The sequence below is a fragment of the Cyclobacterium qasimii M12-11B genome, from assembly GCF_000427295.1.
GTDB classification, from domain to species: domain Bacteria; phylum Bacteroidota; class Bacteroidia; order Cytophagales; family Cyclobacteriaceae; genus Cyclobacterium; species Cyclobacterium qasimii.
The window spans coordinates 1-21,295 of sequence record NZ_ATNM01000030.1 but is presented as its reverse complement, the minus strand read 5'-3'; the positions used below and the strand labels follow the sequence as shown (position 1 = coordinate 21,295).

Below are 21,295 nucleotides of genomic sequence, written 5' to 3'. Positions count from 1 at the left end.
TTCCTTACGGATAAGGGTGCTTAACTGCTTTAGATCCACTACAAAGCCTGTATCTTCATCTGGTCGACCTTTGATTGTGACTATAAGTTCAAAGTTATGCCCATGCCAATTTGCATTGGAACAAGGTCCAAACACTTCTTTGTTTTTTCTTCTGACCATTTCGGATTCCATAACTTATGGGCTGCATTAAAATGCTCCTTCCGACAAACGTGTACCATTTTTTCTATTAAATTGAGGCCACAAAGTTACATAAAAAAGATGCAAAATTCACTGCTTTGTAATTTGGATACCTATTTCTTCTGTCTTTCTTAACCTGCTTCCTTATAAACAGGTTATTTTTATACTAAGCCCTGCATCTAATTACCGCCTAACAATGAATCTATTGTAACCAAAAGCGTATAATAATTCAAACAAACCCTAGATAAACAAGCAATTCTCCCTGATAAAACTGAAAAAAATCAACTTCAATGCTGTCTATAACCAGCACTCTAAATGTCTTGTGAATGATTCATTAACGAATGAAAGGCCTTACTCTTTCAAAACTCTAAAGGAATGTAATTCCTTTCCCGCCTGTATTTGAAGCAGGTAAAGTCCTTTAGGGAAATCAAAATCCATAAGGTATTCTATTCCTTGTTTGTTTTTCAAAAAGACATCTTGAAGTTTTTTGCTACCTGTGCCATCGTATAAACTTACTCCTATTTCTCCTAAGTAGTCATTGTTGACGAAGAGTGAAAGCTCATCTGACACAGGGTTCGGGCCTATTGCATAACCTGCCCTGCTATTAGGTGTCAGGTCATCCGATCCGGAAACTACTACCACATCAGAAATTCTGTTGCATTGTTCATCTATTACCGCGACCTGGTAGGTTCCTTCATCGTCTACGATGTAAGACCTGGATACGGCACCTTCAATCGGCATTCCATTTCTATACCATTGATAGATAGATGCTGGCAATTGGGAGCTTAATTGAGAACCATTCACTACGATCAGCGGGCGATTTAAGGTATTCCTAATGACCGAAACATCCCTTTGAAAGGTCTTTGTGCCTGAAGGCCCTTTGACTTCTAAACTAACCTGATAAGTCCTTGTAAGGTTGAATACATAGGTTGGGTTTTCTATCGATGAAGTGCCAAGTCCGGCAAAATCCCAGCTATAAGAAGTAATGTTCCCTTCACTTAAGTTTATAAACTCTGAAATTCCTCCGGCACAGTTAAAGCGCACCTCAAAATTCACAAATATTACGTCTTCACAGGATATATTACTCCAGTTGGCCGCATTTAATACAGTTGATTGCGGATCCAAATTAATTACTGCTTCACCAAGAAGGTCCACATTTTCTACACTCAGTCCTTCAAAGCAATATTTGTTATAGCGATCGTGAAAAACATAGGCCTTTCCTGACGAACGAATCAAACCAGCTCCACCAAGACTATTCTCATTGACAATCGTTTCTTCCACAAATAAGGTACTGCCATCGGTCAAAATCAATTGGCCATCCTCAGATAAGACCAGGTTTTTAACTGACGTCTGTAGCGCTAAAAGATTGGTTTCACCAGATAGGTCAAGTGTTTCAAAAGCACCAGAAGATTGAATATTTAAATTCACTCCCCTATTGAAAAGTGAAAATCCCTCCACCTCTTGCAAATCCTGATAAACGCCGTTCGTTCCTGAGAAAACCAAATCTAGAGAATTGCTAATGGTTGCGTTTTCTTCAATTAAGAACTGACCACTAAATAGGATGGTCTTCAACGCACCATTCAACAAAGCTTCTGGGGACATTATAAAATCCTTTAATAGGAGACTGTCCATTTGGACCTCCACTTCGGCTGTATTAATGTTTAACCTATCCAATTCCGGCATGGACAATACTTGCCAACGACCACTGTTAAATTGGATATCTACCCCTGTGAAACTCACTTTACCAAAATCAAGAATGCTCTCTTTTTGTTCCTCACCTTCCAAAAGGATGCTTCCATTTTTAATCTTCATGTTTTGATTTCCAGCGCGGAAACCATTCTGAACGATTAGATTTTGCTGATTTAAATCTAAATCAAAGTTCTCGTCCCCAAAAACATTAAGACTAAACGCATTTGCAGCCCCATTCAATCGGATTGCTTGCCCGGTAACGGGTTGGTCAATGACCACCCGGGTGCCTCCATCAGGAATCCTTCCTGCACTTTGTCCATTTGACTCAAGGGACCAGTTTACAGGATTTTCCCAATCCCCATCTCCTCCGATCCAATACAAGGTACTGGATTGTCCGTCAGAAACGCCAGCTGAAAAAACCAGACTGAAAGGCTGCTGTCCATTTTCGAGGCTTCCCTTATGCGTGATTTGCAGGGTGTATTTTTGAGGGCTGGGAGTATCGATTAGGATTTGTTCTATGTTGTCTCTAAAATTATCAGCAGTTCTAACAGCGACTGCACCAGAACCTTGAGAAGGATTGAGTGTCCAAGGGTAAAAAACTGTCCCACTTTCATCTATGATCCTCATGTCAAGGTCATTGACCAACATCAAGTTACTTGGGTTTAATTGAGCAGGAGGTGGAGCTCCAGCCGGGTCTGTCCACACTATGGTTGCTTTAATGGGGTCTACCCCATTAGAAACAAATTCAAATTGATAGGTATCATTGTTCATCAATTGCAACTCCCTCATCACTTTAGAACTACCGTCTTCATCAATGATCATTTGAGCAGCTGCTTTTGAATCCAAAAGCCCCCAACCATACATATAGTCTGGCCCGGCACTGATGCCCGCTTCCTTGGTTGTTTGAATGGCAAGTGCTTTTAAAGTGGCAGCCCGCATGTACCTTCCTGAATTCCTTCCGTGGTACAATTCCTGTAAAAGCAATAAGCTTCCAGTGACATTAGGCGATGCCATAGAAGTTCCACTCAAGGTAGCATAGCCATCTCCAGCCCCGTCATTGACAATAGAGGTACTAAATACATTGACCCCCATACCAACAAAATCTGGCTTTATTCGACCATCATCTACAGGTCCCCAGCTAGAAAAACTACTCATAAAGACATCTGAAGGCACTTCATAGTCTGCAAGTAAACTAACCGCTCCTACTGTAATGTTATTTTTAGCAGCTCCTTCGGGTCCGATAGAATCTTCAGGTCCATCGGATTGTTTTGATCCATCACCTATGTCCGATCTGTCATTCCCTGCTGCCCAAACAATTGTATAGTAGGGCTTCGCAAATGCCAACTCATCCAATTGTCTGGACTTATTGGAATAATATCCAAAACGGTAATCTTCCTGATTATTCACGCCTTCATTTCCAGCCCAACTCCAATTTTGGTTGCTGTCTCTGTACCAGCCAATAAGGTTACCATAGGAATGGTTTGAGACCAAATGCCCTCCTGCGTTCAGGTCTGGATCATAACTATTTTGTGTCATCTTGGAGATGTCAGCATCCCAATTAAAGGCCCATCCAGTTGCCTCAGTGGCCATTCCTTTTGCATTGGAATTGTTCCCAGCGGCAAGGATTGTACCTGTCACATGGGTAGCATGGTTACTGATCTCCTCTGTGGATCCATCTATCTGGGTCACTCGGTTTCCAAACTCATTGTGATTAGCTCGGGGACGGGTTTGGTCATAAATACCAACAATCATATTGCGACCCGTCAATCCAAGATTTAAACTCCCTCCTACTTGCAAAGCATCTGTTGAAGTGGCCTTAGCCGCTTTCAAATTATACGTTGTAAAATAGACAGGATGGTTCTCATCATCTAGATATTGAAATGTGGCAGAATTGGCATCGGCAAGCCTGATTTTTAAGGGAATACCTAAAGATTCGGAAATGGAAATTTTCTCCTCTTGGGTAAGACTGTACCTACTGACGCTCAGTTTCAATTTCTGATATACTTCAGACCTGACTTTTTGCATGCCGTCACCCTGAATCCCAGAATTCTGTGCGGAAGAAAGCCCCGATAATAAAAGAAAAATGACTAAAACGATACCTTTTCTCATCCGATTTACTTTGTTTTATTGGTCAGAATACTTAAAAAAGAGTCCCAACCCTAACTTTTCAGAATGCATTACCATCACCATTTTTTAGCAAAACATTTGGGTGAATTATTTAAACTTCTTGCTACCTGAAGTTTCTGCACCAATTTATATCACTCATTTAAAGGCATCAATTTCCTGTTGGAGTTAGCGTAGTAACAGCACTTAGTTCAGCGACTTCATTCTCCCAACTTATAATAATGGTTCCATTTGCATTCAGCTTACCTGATCCCTTAATGAAAGCCCTATCAAATACATTGTCTGCCTGATCTGCCATGGTAATAACACCACACAACTCAGAAAAAACAGCCGGGTTATCGTCCTCTCCATACAATTCTGAATAAACCCCACCAGTTATGTCTGAAATCCTATAAGTAAATGGTTCCAATTCTGTAATGGTCACCTGATAATTAACCGTGCCAAATGAACCAACAGTTACTGTTGTATAGGTTCCTGCCAAATCAGATGGGCAAGAAAGCCTTATTTCTATGGTCACCTGGTGATAATTGGTGCTTATCTTAGTTTCACCTGCATCTATAATTTTGAGAATAAGATCTGGTAACTCTTCGCTTGCCAGATTCCCAGTTAGAATTTCTAAGGGGACATCTACAAAGCTGCTATTGGCAGGAATTGTCACCTTATTATTTTCTAGCCTATAATGAACCCCAGCAATCGCGGAAGAATTAGGATCTACACCTAATTCCACTTCTACAGGTGCATTGACCTGCCTACCCACTAAATTAATCCGTACTTTGTCTTGGTCTATTTGATTGTTACTGGTCTTGGTTACAATTTTTTGGATGGTACCGTTCGGTAAGGAAGCTTCCTCGAACTCTACCTCCAAACCTTCCCATACGATGGTGAATCCAGACTCTTCCATACAGGAAGTAGTGCCAAGTAATAAACCCAGCACTAATGCGAAACCAAATACTTTATGTTGCATATCTTTTATCATCAGTATCCGGGATTTTGTTCTAGTTGCTCATTCAATTGGACTTCCTCTAAAGGGAGGTTGGCCAATATCCGGTAATCCGTATAGGGTACTTCAAGAAAATTACCATGCTTGCTGATATTTTTCCCATTCCTTTTCAAGTCAAACCATCGATGTCCTTCAAGTGCAAATTCCACCCGCCTTTCTTGCAAAATTCGGTTGAGTAAAAATTCTCCAGACAACAAATTGTCTATGGCTCCAAGTCCTCTTCGAAATCGCAATGCATTGATATCAGCCCTTGCTCCTGCAGGATTAGTCTGATACCTGGCTTCTGCTCTGATCAGGTAAAGCTCTGAGGCCCTAATGATAGGAAGGTTTTCTAAAAAATCTCCTTTATAACCTGTCCATTTTCTACTGGCATAAACATCGCCTTCAATTCCTTCTCTGGTAGTGACTGTCCAACAGTCTTTTCTCACATCTCCTTCTTCGTAGGCAGCCATCAAATCGTCTGAAGCTCCTATAATAAACTGAGCAGCAGGCTCATTGTCTGAAACCAATGAGTTGAGAGAATTATTGACTCCATCTGCACCATCCCAGTCAACCTGCCTTAACTCCAATTCAAACAATGATTCAGGATGAGGTGCACGCGAAAAGCTTTGAACGTATTCAGCAGCCTCCACTAAACCTTCGCCATTGGTTCGTAAATTTAAAATTTCCATGGCAAAGGTAGCTGCTGCTTCTGCTTCTTCCATGCGACCCCAATACAAGTAAAGTCTGGCAAGTAAAGTATAGACAGCCCCAGTATTGCCATAATACACCCATTCAGAACCCACTGGTGCATAACCTACCAGCTCACTGGCTGCCAGTAAATCACTTTCTATTTGCGAATATACCTCCTCCACTGTTGACCTAGGCCGGTAATCCGCATCTGAAGCTACTAAAGTAGGCGTCAACCTTAAGATAGGCCCCAAATCAAAACCATTTATTTCCCTGCCTGGCTCATAGCCATATACCCTACATAAGTCAAAATAAAATAAGGCACGCATAAAATAAGCCTCCCCTTTAATGAAAGATTTTTCATCTTCAGTACCTGTAACATCCTCGTTATCGATCCCTTCTATGATCAAATTCGCATCATTAATCCCGCCAAAGACATCCAAACCCCAGATATTGATATGGTCTCTATCGCTGTTGGCCTCTTCACCTTGATACCTTCCAGTATTGGCAATTAGTTTTAAGTTGTCTGCCAAAATTTCTGGTGCGATCATCATTGTTTGTCCATAATAGTCAAAACTAGTGGCCCTATTGTACATAGAGTTAGCTACTGACTGGTATCCCGACACATCATTTAAAGCAACCTCAGGGGTAAGACTTTGCCGGGGTGTTGTCGTTAGATCGGTACAAGCGACCATTAATGCCATCACACCTGTATAAAATATCCTATTTTTGATCCTATTTATCATCTCAATTTCAAAAGGTAAGGTTGATACCAGCGGTGATTTGTCTTGAACTTGGGTAAGTCCCATATGTATCCCCTAAAGAATTCACTTCAGGGTCCAATCCATTGTATTTTGTCAATGTCCAAAGGTTTATTCCTTGAACAAATACATTTACTTCTTCAATCTTGGCTTTATTAAGTAAGGATTTAGGCAAGTTATAATTAAGAGACACTTGTTTTAACCTAATATAGCTTCCATCAGAAATTAGCCTGGTAGACATCTGCTGATAGCCAGAGTGCCCGGGAATCCTACCTCCCTCATATGGAATTGGTACATTGGTGATCTGACCAGGTTCTCTCCAAAAGTACAACTGATCCACCGTTTGGTTGTCCTGACCGATAGATCCGGCTTGGGCCATATTGTATAAATCCTGATTAAAAGCTTTGTTCCCATATTGATATTGAAAGAACACCTCTAGACTAACCCCACCATACTTAAAAGTATTGGCCAAACCACCGAAAGCCCAAGGAAGGGCACTACCGAGGTACCTCTGGTCATCATCTGTCAACAGATAAGTGTACTCTCCTTGCTCGTCATAGTACATTGGAGAACCATTGGCAGGATTAACTCCAGCATAATCGTATCCATAGAAAAAGTCTATGGGCTTTCCGACGATCAAATCATTCCCTATCCTCTCAAGGCCTTCATAAAGTTCCAATAATTCATTGGAAAAGACTGAGGTATTAAAAGACGTCGACCAGCGAAATTTGCCAATGATCAGATTTGTGGTTTGTAAGTCAAAATCTATTCCCTGGTTTCTTAGCTTCCCAGCGTTCCTTAAAATACTTCCAAATCCTGAGTCCATGGGCAATCTGGTTTCAAATAGCAATTGCCTTGAATCTTTTCTCCATGCGTCCAATGTTACTATAATCCGTCCATTGAACAAGGTGGCATCTACTCCGATATTTGTTGAGGCAGACTCTTCCCAGGTGAGCAGGTCGTTTCCAAGCTGCACAAACCTTAAAGCACCTCCACCGAGGTATTGTCCGGCAGACCCTACAAGGGTACGGGATTCAAAATTATCGATATCTGAATTCCCTGTAATACCATAAGACGCCCTTAGTCTTAAATTATCTACCCAGTTAACATTGGCCATGAAAGATTCTGAAGAAAGCCTCCATCCTGCAGAAATGGCTCCAAATGTCCCCCACCTGGAATTAATACCAAACCTGGAGGATCCATCCCTTCTAACCGTCAAGTCAACGTTATACTTGTCATCATAATCATACTTGGCTTGCCCAAAAAACCCTGACCTTATGTACTCGGTGTAAAAGCCACTCACATCATAAGGCTGCGCAGCATTTTGGAGGTATCTCAGGGTAGGGTTCGGAAAGCCTCGGCCCGTAGCCGAATTGGTTTCCTGAGTTTCCATTTTATATTCGTAACCTAAAATCCCACTAATGGTATGAACGTCTAAAAACTCCTTATTGACATTGAAATTCGCGTTTGCATTGGTATTGACTATTCTTCTATCCGAAAAGGAAGAGGAACCCCCATAACTGGCAAAAACAGGAATAGTGGATGGCCTGTTGTTTTCGTCCCTGTTGTCTGAAAAATCCAAACCAGTAAATCCTGTAAAACCCAACCATGGTAAAATTTTATAGTTTAACTGAAGGTTGGAGACGGATTGGTAACTGGTACCTCTCATCAACTCCTGGTTAACCCCTTGCACAATATTGTAACCGAAAAGGTGCTCTGAAGGATACTCTGCATAACTTCCATCCTCATTGTAAATGGGCACATTCGGTCTGGAGACGAAACCTGCCACAAATGGACTATTGACATAATTTCCTCTGTCAATAGAGCCGTTGGTAACTTGTTTGGCAAGGGAAAGATTGGCCCCAATGGTAAGCTTTTCTGTTACGCGGTGCGAAAGGTTCATTCTGCCTGTCGTTCTGGAATAATCTGATTGGATAATCTGCCCTTCATGGTAGGTATGAGATCCTGATAGGAAAAACTGGGTGCGCTCATCTCCTCCCGACAAGGATATGTCATATACGCGCATTCTACCATCTCTGTACAGCGCATCTATCCAATCCGAATTCTGAAGATCGGTATCACTCGGACTACCAAAAATATTTTCAGCAGCTCTAGAAGTAAGTCCTGCATTGAGATAGGCCTGACGCTTAATAGAAGCAAGTTGCGAAGCATCCATAACATCATAGAATCCTATTGGCTGGACCAAGCCTTCTTGTGCTGAAACCCGGATCCTTGTTTTGCCTTGCGTCCCTTTTTTGGTGGTGATCAGTACCACTCCATTGGCTGCTTGAGCACCATATATAGCAGCCGCAGCGGCATCTTTAAAAACCTCTATGGATTCTATATCGTTTGGGTTGATGGAGGCCAGTGCATTTTGTGATCCCTGATTAGATAACTCACCTGAGGCAATTTGCACACCATCCACGATATAAAGAGGTGAAGTGCCGGCATTTATAGATCCAACCCCTCTAATTTTCACATTTAATGTGCCTCCAGGCTGGCCTGAATCAGAAGTAACTTGCACACCTGCAACCCTACCCTGCATGGCCCTATCAAAAGACTGCATTGGCAGATCCTGAAAAATTTCTCCTTTTACTGAGGCTATGGCACCGGTGACTTCTCTTCTCGTTTGATCTCCATAGGAGGTGACCACCACCTCATCCAGAGAAGTTATATCTGGATTCAAGGCCACATCTATATTGTTTCTATTTCCTATGACTACTTCCTGAAATTCAAGTCCTACAAATCGAAATACCAGAACTTTATCGCTTTCTTTTATTTCTATTTGATAATTCCCTTCAATGTCTGAAATTGTTCCATTCGTAGATCCTTTTACCATCACTGTTACTCCGGGAATAGGCAAGCCATCTTCAGAGGAAGTGACCTTACCTCTAACCATTCTGGTTTGAGACTGTACCAAAAAATTTATGGAAAGAAGTGTAATAACTAATAGTATGGCTTTCCTCATATAATAATATTGAAATGAACAATCAATCAATTTTATACAAATTCGCTGAATATTCCAATCAGTTAGCTGAAGTATAAACAGTGATGTTACTAAGTTGGTGAAATAATAACAACATAAACGTGGTTGAGTTCAAAAAATTAGGTACTTATTCAGGCATTATTACAATACAAACACCTCTATTCGCCTGTTAAAAGCCCTATTTTCTTCTGAATCGTTAGACCTAATGGGCTCAGCTGCACCTCTACCCTCTATTTGTAATCTTTGCGAATCAATTCCCGCCTCCTTTAAAAATTCTTTAACACTTTCTGCCCTTTTGAGGCTTAACTCCAAATTATAGCTGTTTTTCCCAACATTGTCTGTATGCCCTGTGATTAATAGGCTCACCTTGGGATGATCCAGTAAAAATTTATGCAGTTTTTTAAGAGAACTTAAGGAGGTATTTTTTAGAACCGTCTGATCAAAATCAAAGAAAATATTTTCGAAAATAAAATGCTTGCCTTTTGCTATAGGTTCCAGGACAATCTGAAAGCCTTCTTTATTCCTTAAACTGTCCCTATCTACATTGAAAATTTTAGGCATATAACCTTGCTTCTCTACATAGAGTCCTGAATTTTTTATGTCTGGGTAAATCATCGTAAAGGTGCCATCTTTACCGTCAGACTTAAAATTGTACATCGTACTGTCTTGATCGAGATCTATCAGTGAGAGCAATGCCTCCACGGCTTCTCCTGTTTCTTCATTAATCACCTTGCCACGGGTCACAATCAATTCATGTCCTAAGTCAATCTCTTTAGGGAAATCAAAACGGTACAAAAAGGAACTGTCTACTTTTCCATGTTCATAATTATTCTCCGTATAATATGCGAAATCCTTTTGCGCCGTAATAAACAAAGCCAATTGGTCTTTTTCATCATTTATTGGAAAACCCATGTTAATTGGTTTTCCAAATCCGTTGCGCTCGATGGTACTTTTAAAAATGTCTTTTGCACCAAAACCAGGATGTCCATCGGATGCAAAAAACAGGATGGTATTGTTGAAAAATATGAATGGGGAAACCTCGTCCTTTTTGGTATTTATATTGGGACCAAGATTTTTCGCTTTGGACCAACTGCCATCCTGAAGTCGCTCAGATACCCAAATGTCAATGCCTCCTTCTCCTTCAGGCCTGTTTGAAGAAAAAAACAATAAACTACCATCCGCTGAAAGTGAGGGTTGGGACTCCCAATGTCTTGTATTGACATTTGTCCCCATATTGACTGGGCTTTGCCAATCCCCATTTAACCTGGCCGTGATGTACAGGTCACAGCTTCCGTAAGCGGCAGGAGTATTACAAGAGGTGAAAATCAATAAATTCCCATCGGCAGAAATGGTGCATGTTCCTTCATTATAAGAAGTGTTGATCAGGGTCGAGATTGTTTCTGGTTCAGACCATACTTCCCCTTCCAAATCGGAAAAATAGATGTCCTCATTTTGCTTGGCAGACACGCCATCTCTTTTTGTAAAAAACAAACGTTTGCCATCTGCTGTAAGTACGGGGAAATATTGAAGCTTAAACTGGTTTAAAGGAAAGGCAAGCTTCTTTTTACTAATATCAATTGGATTCTTTATACCCGTTGCTATGATCTCTAGTTGCTGAAGTTTTTTCAGGTATTCATCTGATTTCAAAAAATTATCATCAAAATACGGTTGGTTGTCTTCAAAGGTATTTAGGGCCTTTTGAAAAGCTCCTTGAGACAGATAAATCTCCCCTTCCAGCCAAGCTAACTTCCCTTTAAAGAAATCATTATTTTTGATGGGAAGTCTGGACTGCCCTTTCAGTGTCACAGCTAAGGCTTCCTCTGTCAAGCCGCTACTCAGCAAAACTTGTCCGTGTTTTAAGTAGGCCTCGTAAAAATCACTGCTTCTTTCGTATGCTGCCTGGTACTTCCCTTGGGCTTCAGGAAGTTGTTTTCTGTGCAAAAAAGCGTTGCCCTCTTCAAAGTATTTAATCGCCCTTTTATCAATTATAGAATACTCCTGTCCCATTGCCTGAAAGCACATTCCCACAAACGATATGACAATAAGGAGTTTCTTAAGCATGGTTTCTTTAGGGTATTTCCATGTATTTATGTGTCTGAAGTGAAACCCTCCAAGAAGGATTTTCCTTCACAAAATCAATGATTAAAGGTGTCATGATTTCGGCTTTTGACCATTCCGGCTGTAAGAGTAAATGACATTTTTCATTCACCAACAGGGCATGTTTAAGCGCAAAATCAAAATCACTTTTATTAAATACAACTACTTTTAATTCATCAGCATGTGCATAGACTTCTGGCACTGGCTGTTTGAACTTTTTGGGTGACAAGCAAGTCCAATCAATCTGCCCACTAAATGGGTGAGCACCTGAAGTTTCCATGTTTATTTGAAAACCTTTTTCTTTCAACAAGCTAGTAAGTGGCCCCAAATTGTGCATAAGAGGCTCTCCTCCCGTGATCACGACCAAGCGCGCAGGAAAAGATTCCGCTTCAGCTACCATTTGCTGTATTGGAACAATAGGCCATCTCTCAGCTTCCCAAGAGTCTTTCACATCGCACCACACACAACCAACATCACATCCACCTAAACGAATGAAATAAGCAGGCTGTCCAGAAAACATCCCTTCACCCTGAATTGTATAGAAAGCTTCCATCAATGGCAGTGATTGACCACTGAGAAGCGCATTTTTATTCTCTTCCATAATTTTTGGTTTAGCGGGTAATTGAACCGCTTCATTTAAAATAGTTTAATCCACCTCTATTTGTAAACTTCCCCTTTGGCAGCCAAAAGAGTGTTGTACAATAACGAGGCAATGGTCATTGGGCCTACACCGCCGGGTACAGGTGTAATGGCAGATGCCTTGAGCGATACTTCTTCGAAGTTTACATCACCAACCAGGCGGAAACCACTCTTCTTGCTAGCATCAGGAATACGGTGAATTCCTACATCTATTACAACAGCTCCCTCTTTCACCATATCTCCTGTCACAAACCCTTCTCTTCCGATGGCTACAATCAGAATGTCTGCACTCTGTGCAATTTCCTTCAAATTTTTTGTTCTGCTATGCGTGATGGTAACCGTACAGTTTCCAGGATAAGCGTTCCTGGCCATCAAAATACTCATAGGTGATCCTACAATATGGCTTCTACCAATCACCACACAGTGTTTGCCAGAAGTCTCTATTTCATATCTTTTCAACAACTCTACAATTCCATAGGGCGTTGCCGCTATATAAGCTGGCCAGCCTAAAGTCATCCTACCAACATTCGCAGGGGTAAAGCCATCCACATCCTTTTCAGGTTTTATCTTAGCAGTAACTTTCTCCACAGAGATATGACCAGGAAGTGGCAATTGAACGATCAATCCGTCAATGTCTGGATTATCATTTATTTTCTCTACTTCTTTTAGTAAATCTTCTTCAGACACCGTTTCATCAAGACGAACCAAAGTAGAGCCAAACCCAACCTGTTCGCAGGCCTTTACCTTTGCATTAACATAGGTTTGACTTGCTCCATCACTCCCTACAAGTATAGCTGCAAGGTGAGGTGTCTTTTTATTACTGCTTTTAAGTAAAACAACTTCTGCCGCTATTTCATCCTTGATAATTGCAGCGGTTTTTTTACCATCTATTCTAACTAACTCTTCTCTTTGTTGCATAGGTATTTCCTCTTACAAAATCGCCTAAAATAGCAGATAACGATAAGTTATCCGATTTGTTTATTCTTACAATATATACTAAATATTTTCCCGCTCTCCTCAAGCGAAATGGAACTTAATCCAGCTTAAGTACTGCCATAAATGCCTCCTGAGGCACTTCTACATTACCTACCTGACGCATCCGTTTTTTACCTTTTTTCTGTTTGTCCAGAAGTTTTCTTTTCCTGGAAATATCACCACCATAACATTTTGCCAGTACATTTTTCCTCAATGCTTTGACAGTTTCTCTGGCGATAACTTTAGTTCCGATGGCTGCCTGAATGGCAATTTCGAACATTTGCCTAGGCACTAATTCTTTTAGTTTCTCACAAAGTCTCTTGCCCCATTCGTAAGCTTTGTCTCTGTGGACAATTGCAGATAGCGCATCCACAGGCTCTCCATTAAGCATGACATCAAGTCGCACCATATGCGATTGCTTGAAGTCAATTAATTCATAATCTAAAGATGCATAGCCACGAGAGATGGTTTTGAGTTTATCAAAAAAGTCAAAAACAATCTCCACCAAAGGCATATCAAAGGTCAATTCCACTCTATCTGATGTCAAATAAACCTGATTCTTTATCTGCCCTCTTTTATCCATGCAAAGTTGGATTACTGGCCCCACATAATCAGCAGCAGTGATAATGGCCGCTTTTACATAGGGTTCTTCAATATGCTTGAAAAGATTAGGGTCAGGCATATCTGAAGGAGCATTCACTAACTTGTAGTTGTCATCATTCATCAATGCCCTAAACTGTACTGAGGGAACGGTGGTGATCACCGTCATGTCGAATTCTCTTTCAAGGCGTTCCTGAATGATCTCCATGTGAAGCATTCCCAAGAAACCACACCTAAATCCAAAGCCAAGGGCTGCAGATGTTTCAGGTTCCCAAACCAAAGAAGCGTCATTAAGTTGCAACTTCTCCATAGAAGCCCTAAGTTCTTCGAAATCGGTGGTTTCTACAGGGTAAATACCCGCAAAAACCATTGGTTTAACATTCTCAAAACCTTGAACAGTAGCACTACATGGTCTTTTGACGTGCGTAATGGTATCCCCTACTTTTACCTCTTTGGCAACTTTAATACCTGAAATCAGATAGCCTACATTTCCTGCTTGTAATTGCTTTTGGGGTTTTTGTTGAAATCCCAAAACACCAATTTCGTCAGCCTCATATTCTTTTCCTGTATTGACAAATTTGATTTTGTCTCCTTTATTTATGGTACCATTAAATATCCGGAACAAAACCTCTACTCCTCTGAAAGGATTATACACAGAATCAAAGATCATGGCTTGCAAAGGAGCTTCTTCATCGCCCTTTGGGGCAGGCACTCTATTTACCACTGCATTAAGAATATCTTCTATTCCAATACCTTCTTTTCCTGAAGCCAAAATGATGTCCTCTCTAGAACAACCGATCATTTCCATCACCTCTTCAGCCACAACCTCTGGCTGTGCACCTGGAAGGTCTATTTTATTCAAAACCGGAATAATTTCCAAGTCATGACCAATTGCCAGGTAAAGGTTTGATATGGTTTGTGCTTCAATTCCCTGAGAAGCGTCAACTATCAAAAGTGCTCCTTCGCAGGCAGCTATGGAACGAGATACTTCATAGGAGAAATCCACATGACCAGGAGTATCAATAAGGTTCAATGTATACTCCTCTCCCTTGTAAGGGAACTTCATTTGGATGGCATGCGATTTAATCGTAATCCCTCTCTCCCGCTCTAAATCCATACTATCCAATAGCTGGTTCTGCATTTCCCGCTCCGTCACAGTGTTTGTGAATTGTAAAAGTCGGTCTGCTAGTGTACTTTTGCCATGGTCAATATGGGCAATTATACAGAAATTTCTTATTTTTTGCATGTTCATACTAAGAGCAAAAGTAGTAAATAGTTAGTGTTTTAATATGTTTTGTCCATATAAATTAGAAGTTTACCAATAGTGGCCGTGTAAATCGCGTTTACTAGATGGTTTGATAATGCTTAAATTCAAAAATAACTGAAAATAATGCTTCAAATGAGACTTTATCTTCTCCTGCTTTTTGGTTTTCAGATGTTATTTTCTGAAATCGGCCTGAAGATCAACAATCCTACTAAAAATGAGGGTAAGGTATTGATTCATCCAAACCGCCCCCTCAATTGGGATGATTTCAAAAGGGTAGATTTAATAGGCGATAGATCGACTATAAATGCCATCACTCAAAGCACCTGTGAAATAGATATTCTAAAAATTACTCAAAAGAAAGAGTATGTTACCCTAGTTGTAAACGTCAAAATCAATCTCCAAAAAGAGCTTAGTCAGGTTAAAAACAACTTTTTTAACACCAGAGATGAGCAAACAAAAAAAGAGTCCTTCATCATGAAAACGGGCATTTTCTAATCGCTCAAATAATAGGACACCGGATACTTAAAGAAGTAAACAATTTTCAATTTGATAAAAAAGCGCATAAAGCACAATTAAATAATATCATCCAAGACAATTTTAAAGATTGGAAACGACTTGATTCACAATATGACGCCCAATCTACTAAGCCACATCACCCTGAGATGCAAGCCCGATGGGATCGTTTTTTTCAATCAGAGCTTGAATCATTACAAAAAGAATAAAACAAAAGCACATGAAATCAATTGCCGAAAAAAAGAAAAAGAGAACATAATAGAATACGTATTGTACATGTACAGAATGGAAGACTTGCTCAGGGCTTACCAATTCGAGATGGAGGAGATCAACGCTTATGTGTTGGGACATGAAAAAATTGGCGCTAAGGACAAGGAGGAAACCAAGGCATGGCTATCAGATATGGCAAATCAAATGCTTGAAGAAGGTGTTCAGGAAAAGGGACATTTGCAGCAAACCCAGGAATTGGTAGGTGAATTGGCTAAAATTCATTGGCAACTTCTTAAGGAAGAGCCAGAGTACATCGCCATAAATCGAAAAACCCAAACCCATTTACTTCAAATGATTTCCGACACAAAGGAGAATTTCCCTGAGCATGAAATTCAGGTTTTTATCAATACCCTTTATGGAATATTGCTCAGCAAATTAAATGGAAAGAAAATACCTATTGAAATAATGGATGCTGCTACAAGTTTTGGAGATGCCCTGGCTTGTATAAACCATGCCTATATGAGCAATTACCTTGGACAGAAAGCCTGACAAACAAGCATTACTCCATAAACTCATAAACACTATGGTATGCTCCTTCCTGTTGCACGAAATCCAGGAATGATTGGTAAAAATCATTGTTACCAATTGTAGCGCTATCTCCCAGTACAATTAATTTCCTTTTTGCTCTGGTCAGCGCTACATTCATTCTTCTGGTATCTGCCAGAAACCCAATTTCTCCCTGCGGATTAGACCTGGTGAGACTGATAAGCATAATGTCTCTCTCCTGACCTTGAAAACCATCTACGGTGCTTATGGTCAGGTCTTGCTCCATTTGTTTGAAGAACGACCACTCTGTTTCTGTTGCTATCATTTCCTTTAATAACCGAACTTGAGCACTATAAGGTGCAATAAGCCCCACTTTCCAGGGCTTGTTGTCACTGTCTTTTGTTCCTACCCTTTTCAAAAGATTTTTTAATAAAGTCAGGGCCATTTTCCCTTCGTCCTTATTGCTTACACTTAATGTCTCCCTGTCTTTAAACTCCATAAATCCGCTTCCTGCAGTATCTATGAATGCCAGGGTCGGTTCATCTTCATTTAAATAATGTGTTTCCGTGTTGAGCGCGGCTTTTAGCTGGTTGTCATAGAAGGCGGCATTAGAAAAACCCATAATTGCAGCTGCCATCCTATACTGTAATGACAACAATTGAGCCGCTTCAGGTTGATTGGAAATGGCCTTTTCAAATAGGGTCTTCTGAAGCCCTTTGGCTGCTTCTCTGGACTTAATGGTAGGTGGAAGTTGGAAATGATCACCTGCCAAAACCACCTTATTGGCTTTCAAAATTGGAATCCAAGTAGCTGGCTCCAAGCCCTGAGCCGCTTCATCCAAGAACACCACCTCGAAAAACTTTCCTTTGAGTAAAGATGATGCAGCCCCCACAAGTGTACAAGCGATCACTTGGCAAGAAGCCAAAATTGATTGGGTCATGTAATCATACAATTGTCTGGCTTCTGCCTGGCAACGGCCTGCTTCATAATAATGCATCTTGCGACTTTCTCTTTCTGCGTGCCCAAAACTCCTTTTAAACTTATTGGCCTTTCTTCGGAATTCGTCAGCAGCTTTTTTTAATTTTTTATACTCTTTATAGGAAGGATGCGCCAATACCCTCGCATCTAATGTTCGCTGGATAATGTTTTCATCCACTCTTGCAGGATGTCCCAGCCTGAGCACATCCACCTCTGCTTCCACCATTCTTTCAACCAACAAGTCCACTGCTGCATTGCTTGGTGCGCATACCATTACCTGATCGAACTTTTGTGTGGCTGAGACAATCGCCTGGATAAGCGTGGTAGTCTTCCCTGTACCTGGAGGTCCATGGACTATGGCTAAATCTTTGGCATTGTTAATTAACTCCAAGGCCTTGTTTTGCCCTTCATTCAAGCGGGAACTTGGGTTGCTTTCCTGAATCTCAAATCCAGGTTTTCTAAATCCCAATAGCACTTCTTTCAAATAGGCATTTCTGTCATTTTCTGATGCTAAAAGTGTATTCATGGTGCTTGTCATGACTTTGTAAGAAGTGTCATCAAACATCAAATTAACACCAATTCTCCCTTCGCTGACCCAGTCAGGAAGGCTTTCAGTGTTTAGGCTTAGGGTCATTACATTGCCCTTTACATTATTCACCACACCATTCAAATAAGTGGATTGAATATCATTCTCTTGCGCATTTGAAAATAGACTAATGGATTTGCCCGAGTGAAATCCGTGGTTTGATAAGGTTTCTTTAACAGAGATTTCAATTACCAACTGATCTGAGAATGTCCACTTTATCTTATTTAATTGTACTGGATACCAGCAAACTCCAGCCTGTACTTTGTCTTTTATCGATTTTCTAAAAGTCAAATTTCTGAATTGAGCAAGATCTTCCACCCATTCCATTTGTAAAAGTTTTATAGTATATAATAAATCTTCAGTTATATTTACCATTTGTATTTTCTTGTTTGAGTACCCAAGATTAAGGAAATCATTCCTAAAAATAATCAATCAGTCCTTCTTTAATCGATGAATTTCTTAGCACACGCATATTTATCTTTTGACCAGCCCAAAGTATTAGTCGGCAATTTCATCGGTGATTTTGTCAGGGGGAATTTAGAGGTGCAATTTGAAAGAGATATTGTCACAGGAATAATGCTACATAGGGAAATTGACAGTTATACAGATAAACATCCTTTGGTAAAAGAGGCGCAAAAAGTTTTAAAGCCGAAATTCGCAAGGTATTCCTCTGTAATTACAGACATGTATTTTGATTATTTTCTTTCTAAAAACTGGGAAAATTACAGTTCTGAATCGATAGACGATTATGCACAATCAGTCTATGAGTTGATAGAGTCTGAAAGGGACATTCTGCCTGTCAAATTCCTTCGGCCTTTTAAATATATGCGTGACGAAAACTGGCTAAAGTCTTATGGCACCATGTACGGTATTCAACGGTCGTTTACAGGAATGTCTTACCGCACTTCCTTCGATTCAAAAATGGAATTGGCACCAAAATTCCTTCAAGAAAACCACGATTTATTCGAGTCCTATTTTGAACGTTTTTTTATTGATTTGATAAATTTTTCGAAAAACAAACTGAAACAATTACACAAGAGAGATGGTAAGTTGTAAACCTAAAAAAAGCACCTTCCTATCATTGGGAATAGTCGTCATACTATTATTTGTAGGGCTAAGTTATCTTCTATATGATTTTAACAATACCCGTGAATTCCCCTTCCTTTTTACCTGATTGGCTGCAGTATCATTACGGTGGTATTGTTGCTTATATTGGTTAAGATGATGGCTGGTTACAAGTTTTTAGCTGCAGGAAATGAAAAAATAGAAATTTGGTTGCCTCTCAAAGGCCAACGAAGAAAATACAAGTTAGAAGATCTGTTGGCTTGGCAAGAGGAAGAAGTAATTGCCAATAAAAAAGTTTTTAAGCAGCTGATTTTAGTGTTTGCCGATAAATATTCTTTTGCAATCAGCAACCACGAACATTTAGGCTATGATGACCTTAAACGTTACTTGTCAAAAAAAGCGGGGAAAAAGAAAGTGAAAAATTAAATCCTGAATTCACAATGGCTATTGCAAATTCAGGATTTCAAAGTCATTAGTGAGACCAATCAAAACCATCAATCTCTTCCAAACTGGCTTTAAGCAGTTGGATACTAGCCAATACATCATTTTTATTTGCCATCTCAATTACCTGATGCAAGTGTCTGGTAGGGATAGAAATAGCGCCTGCTATAGCTCCTCTTCTACCCATTCGCTGTACGCCAGCAGTATCAGTTCCTCCAGCAGTCAGTATTTCTGTCTGGAATGGAATATTGTTTTTAGTAGCTGTCTCTTTCATAAACGCCACCATTCGGTAGTCACATATGGCTGAAGAATCCATGATTTTTATGGCTGTACCTTTTCCAAGTTCTGTTATTTTCTCATGGGCAGCTGCGCCAGGAAGATCAAAAGCGATAGTAGTATCCAAAGCTATTCCAAAGTCGGGATCAATAGTGTGCGCTGAAACTTGTGCGCCTCGTATTCCTACTTCTTCCTGAACAGTAAATGTAGCATAGACATCATAAGCTGGTGCTTCCAAAGTCCTCAACGTTTCCAAAAGGATAAAAACAGAAATTCTATTGTCAATGGATTTACAATTGACGCAATTCCCCATTTCTACCAAATCCCTTTCTCGTGTAATAGGGTCGCCCACTTGAATCCACTGCTCCACTTCGGCTTTATCCATACCCAGATCAATGAAATAATCTGAAATTTTTGGAAGCTTTGACTTTTCCTCTGTAGTCATCACGTGGATGGGCTTGGTCCCCATCACTCCCATGATGTCCTTTTCCTTTCCATGGATGATGACACGCTGGGCTGTGAGTGTCTTGGGATCAAATCCTCCCAATGTATGAAATCTTATAAAGCCATTGTCATCAATATGGGTAACAATGAAACCTATCTCATCCATATGAGCGGCTACCATTACCCGTTTATTATCAGGATTTCTAACTCCTTTTTTTATGGCAATAACATTCCCAATATTATCTATAGAGATTTCATCCACCAATTTCCCGGCTTTTTCTACAATGAAATCCCTTATTTTCTTCTCGAAACCTGGAGCTCCAGGTAATTCACAAATTTCTTTTAGTAGCGCAACATCAATCATTTGTTTCCCTGGTTAATAAGCCCTTACTTCTTTTCCTTCCATGTAATTGACAAAAGCCTTTTTCACCACACGAATACCTCCATCCGTTGGGAAGTCACCAGTAAAATACCAATCTCCGGTATGTGCTGGGCAGGATAAGTGTAGATTTTGTACGGTCTGATAAATCACATGCACTTCTGCCTCAATTTTTTCAGAGGTAACGATTTTGGCTATTTTATCAGAAACTTCCTGATCAGTAAAAGGCTCATAAATCTCCTTAACAAAATTCTCTTGCCCATTTGGCTCATCAATACACTTTTTATAGACCCTTTGAAGTAGGTCATCCATTCCTCCTCTATCATTTATGAGTTCTACTGCTGCTCTGAAAGCAATAAAATCCTTCATCATTGACATATCTATTCCATAACAATCAGGGAATCTAATCTGAGGAGCAGAGGAAACGATGATTATTCGCTTTGGTTTAAGCTTGTCTAAGGTGGTTAGTACACTCTTTTCTATCGTAGTACCTCTGACAATACTGTCATCGATAAGCACTATTGTATCTATTCCTGAACGAATTACTTCATAGGTTGTGTCATATACATTAGACACCATCACATCCCTATCAGAATCATTGGTAATAAAGGTTCTTAATTTGACGTCTTTGGTTACCAACTTCTCTACCCGAGGCCTAAAATTAAGCAACTCCTCTAAATCGTCAAGGTGGGGTTTCCCCTCTATAAGGATTTCCTTTCTTTTTTCACTAAGGTAATCCTCAAGCCCTTCGATCATCCCATAATAGGCGATCTCCGCTGTATTAGGAATATAGGAAAAAACAGTATTTTTAAGGTCAAAATCAATGGACTTTAATATCTGAGGCACCAGGGCCCGTCCTAGATTTTTACGTTC

General features: G+C 40.2%; 15 protein-coding genes and 2 pseudogenes. 5 read left to right on the top strand and 12 right to left on the bottom strand.

The genetic code is table 11. The features are described 5' to 3' along the window. From ADICYQ_RS03090 to lepA, 9 genes and pseudogenes are all read right to left on the bottom strand, one after another. Positions 1–218: pseudogene (locus ADICYQ_RS03090) on the bottom strand (6-pyruvoyl trahydropterin synthase family protein); the annotation flags it as partial. A 310-nt stretch (positions 219–528) separates the two neighbouring features. Beyond that, positions 529–3,975 carry a S8 family serine peptidase gene (locus ADICYQ_RS03085; RefSeq protein ID WP_020893880.1) on the bottom strand — a complete coding sequence of 1,149 codons (3,447 nt, stop codon included), beginning with the start codon at positions 3,973–3,975 and terminating at the stop codon, positions 529–531. A 166-nt stretch (positions 3,976–4,141) separates the two neighbouring features. Further along, a complete protein-coding gene (locus tag ADICYQ_RS03080) occupies positions 4,142–4,966 on the bottom strand; it encodes a BT_2262 family domain-containing protein (protein ID WP_020893879.1) in 825 nt (274 codons plus the stop codon). After that, on the bottom strand, positions 4,966–6,468 hold the full coding sequence (locus tag ADICYQ_RS03075) for a RagB/SusD family nutrient uptake outer membrane protein (protein WP_235114334.1): 1,503 nt from the start codon (positions 6,466–6,468) through the stop codon (positions 4,966–4,968). The genes ADICYQ_RS03080 and ADICYQ_RS03075 overlap by 1 nt, the downstream gene beginning before the upstream one ends. After that, positions 6,413–9,388 carry a SusC/RagA family TonB-linked outer membrane protein gene (locus tag ADICYQ_RS03070; RefSeq protein ID WP_020893877.1) on the bottom strand — a complete coding sequence of 992 codons (2,976 nt, stop codon included), beginning with the start codon at positions 9,386–9,388 and terminating at the stop codon, positions 6,413–6,415. The genes ADICYQ_RS03075 and ADICYQ_RS03070 overlap by 56 nt, the downstream gene beginning before the upstream one ends. 159 nt (positions 9,389–9,547) lie before the next feature. Continuing rightward, a complete protein-coding gene (locus ADICYQ_RS03065; protein ID WP_040414283.1) occupies positions 9,548–11,467 on the bottom strand; it encodes an OmpA family protein in 1,920 nt (639 codons plus the stop codon). A gap of 7 nt (positions 11,468–11,474) precedes the next feature. Next, the gene (locus ADICYQ_RS03060) at positions 11,475–12,104 is read right to left on the bottom strand and encodes a 7-carboxy-7-deazaguanine synthase QueE (protein WP_020893875.1); all 630 of its coding nucleotides are present in this window, start codon (positions 12,102–12,104) and stop codon (positions 11,475–11,477) included. A gap of 56 nt (positions 12,105–12,160) precedes the next feature. Next, positions 12,161–13,060 carry a bifunctional 5,10-methylenetetrahydrofolate dehydrogenase/5,10-methenyltetrahydrofolate cyclohydrolase gene (locus ADICYQ_RS03055; protein WP_020893874.1) on the bottom strand — a complete coding sequence of 300 codons (900 nt, stop codon included), beginning with the start codon at positions 13,058–13,060 and terminating at the stop codon, positions 12,161–12,163. A gap of 115 nt (positions 13,061–13,175) precedes the next feature. Next, a complete protein-coding gene (lepA, locus tag ADICYQ_RS03050; RefSeq protein ID WP_020893873.1) occupies positions 13,176–14,969 on the bottom strand; it encodes a translation elongation factor 4 in 1,794 nt (597 codons plus the stop codon). A gap of 147 nt (positions 14,970–15,116) precedes the next feature. Here lepA and ADICYQ_RS25705 point away from each other — a divergent pair, with 147 nt between their 5' ends. From ADICYQ_RS25705 to ADICYQ_RS03040, 3 genes are read left to right on the top strand one after another with little or no spacing between them, the layout of a single operon-like run. Continuing rightward, positions 15,117–15,479: a hypothetical protein gene (locus ADICYQ_RS25705; protein WP_152520450.1), complete on the top strand. Its 363-nt coding sequence runs from the start codon at positions 15,117–15,119 to the stop codon at positions 15,477–15,479. After that, complete coding sequence (locus ADICYQ_RS30620) at positions 15,479–15,706, top strand: hypothetical protein (RefSeq protein ID WP_438830471.1); 228 nt, start codon at positions 15,479–15,481, stop codon at positions 15,704–15,706. Before ADICYQ_RS25705 ends, ADICYQ_RS30620 begins: the two co-directional genes overlap by 1 nt. Then, a complete protein-coding gene (locus ADICYQ_RS03040) occupies positions 15,684–16,256 on the top strand; it encodes a DUF4924 family protein (protein ID WP_020893871.1) in 573 nt (190 codons plus the stop codon). Before ADICYQ_RS30620 ends, ADICYQ_RS03040 begins: the two co-directional genes overlap by 23 nt. Before the next feature lie 10 nt (positions 16,257–16,266). On the opposite strand, the gene ADICYQ_RS03035 is transcribed toward ADICYQ_RS03040, so the two are convergent. After that, entirely contained in the window at positions 16,267–18,192 is a 1,926-nt protein-coding gene (locus ADICYQ_RS03035) for an AAA domain-containing protein (RefSeq protein ID WP_040414281.1), read from the bottom strand. Between the two features lie 75 nt (positions 18,193–18,267). Here ADICYQ_RS03035 and ADICYQ_RS03030 point away from each other — a divergent pair, with 75 nt between their 5' ends. Then, on the top strand, positions 18,268–18,873 hold the full coding sequence (locus ADICYQ_RS03030; protein ID WP_020893869.1) for an acyl carrier protein phosphodiesterase: 606 nt from the start codon (positions 18,268–18,270) through the stop codon (positions 18,871–18,873). A gap of 165 nt (positions 18,874–19,038) precedes the next feature. Beyond that, positions 19,039–19,308: a hypothetical protein gene (locus tag ADICYQ_RS28115; protein ID WP_020893867.1), complete on the top strand. Its 270-nt coding sequence runs from the start codon at positions 19,039–19,041 to the stop codon at positions 19,306–19,308. A 46-nt stretch (positions 19,309–19,354) separates the two neighbouring features. On the opposite strand, the gene ADICYQ_RS03020 is transcribed toward ADICYQ_RS28115, so the two are convergent. After that, positions 19,355–20,407: a M42 family metallopeptidase gene (locus tag ADICYQ_RS03020; protein ID WP_020893866.1), complete on the bottom strand. Its 1,053-nt coding sequence runs from the start codon at positions 20,405–20,407 to the stop codon at positions 19,355–19,357. Positions 20,408–20,419: 12 nt separating this feature from the next. Continuing rightward, positions 20,420–21,295 (bottom strand): annotated as a pseudogene (locus ADICYQ_RS03015) (amidophosphoribosyltransferase); the annotation flags it as partial.

Bases quoted from the DNA above. Each gene is read 5' to 3' on its own strand.
- ADICYQ_RS03085 (WP_020893880.1), bottom strand. From the start codon at position 3,975: ATGAGAAAAGGTATCGTTTTAGTCATTTTTCTTTTATTATCGGGGCTT.
- ADICYQ_RS03080 (WP_020893879.1), bottom strand. From the start codon at position 4,966: ATGATAAAAGATATGCAACATAAAGTATTTGGTTTCGCATTAGTGCTG.
- ADICYQ_RS03075 (WP_235114334.1), bottom strand. From the start codon at position 6,468: ATGGGACTTACCCAAGTTCAAGACAAATCACCGCTGGTATCAACCTTA.
- ADICYQ_RS03070 (WP_020893877.1), bottom strand. From the start codon at position 9,388: ATGAGGAAAGCCATACTATTAGTTATTACACTTCTTTCCATAAATTTT.
- ADICYQ_RS03065 (WP_040414283.1), bottom strand. From the start codon at position 11,467: ATGCTTAAGAAACTCCTTATTGTCATATCGTTTGTGGGAATGTGCTTT.
- ADICYQ_RS03060 (WP_020893875.1), bottom strand. From the start codon at position 12,104: ATGGAAGAGAATAAAAATGCGCTTCTCAGTGGTCAATCACTGCCATTG.
- ADICYQ_RS03055 (WP_020893874.1), bottom strand. From the start codon at position 13,060: ATGCAACAAAGAGAAGAGTTAGTTAGAATAGATGGTAAAAAAACCGCT.
- lepA (WP_020893873.1), bottom strand. From the start codon at position 14,969: ATGAACATGCAAAAAATAAGAAATTTCTGTATAATTGCCCATATTGAC.
- ADICYQ_RS25705 (WP_152520450.1), top strand. From the start codon at position 15,117: ATGAGACTTTATCTTCTCCTGCTTTTTGGTTTTCAGATGTTATTTTCT.
- ADICYQ_RS03035 (WP_040414281.1), bottom strand. From the start codon at position 18,192: ATGGTAAATATAACTGAAGATTTATTATATACTATAAAACTTTTACAA.
- ADICYQ_RS03030 (WP_020893869.1), top strand. From the start codon at position 18,268: ATGAATTTCTTAGCACACGCATATTTATCTTTTGACCAGCCCAAAGTA.
- ADICYQ_RS28115 (WP_020893867.1), top strand. From the start codon at position 19,039: ATGATGGCTGGTTACAAGTTTTTAGCTGCAGGAAATGAAAAAATAGAA.
- ADICYQ_RS03020 (WP_020893866.1), bottom strand. From the start codon at position 20,407: ATGATTGATGTTGCGCTACTAAAAGAAATTTGTGAATTACCTGGAGCT.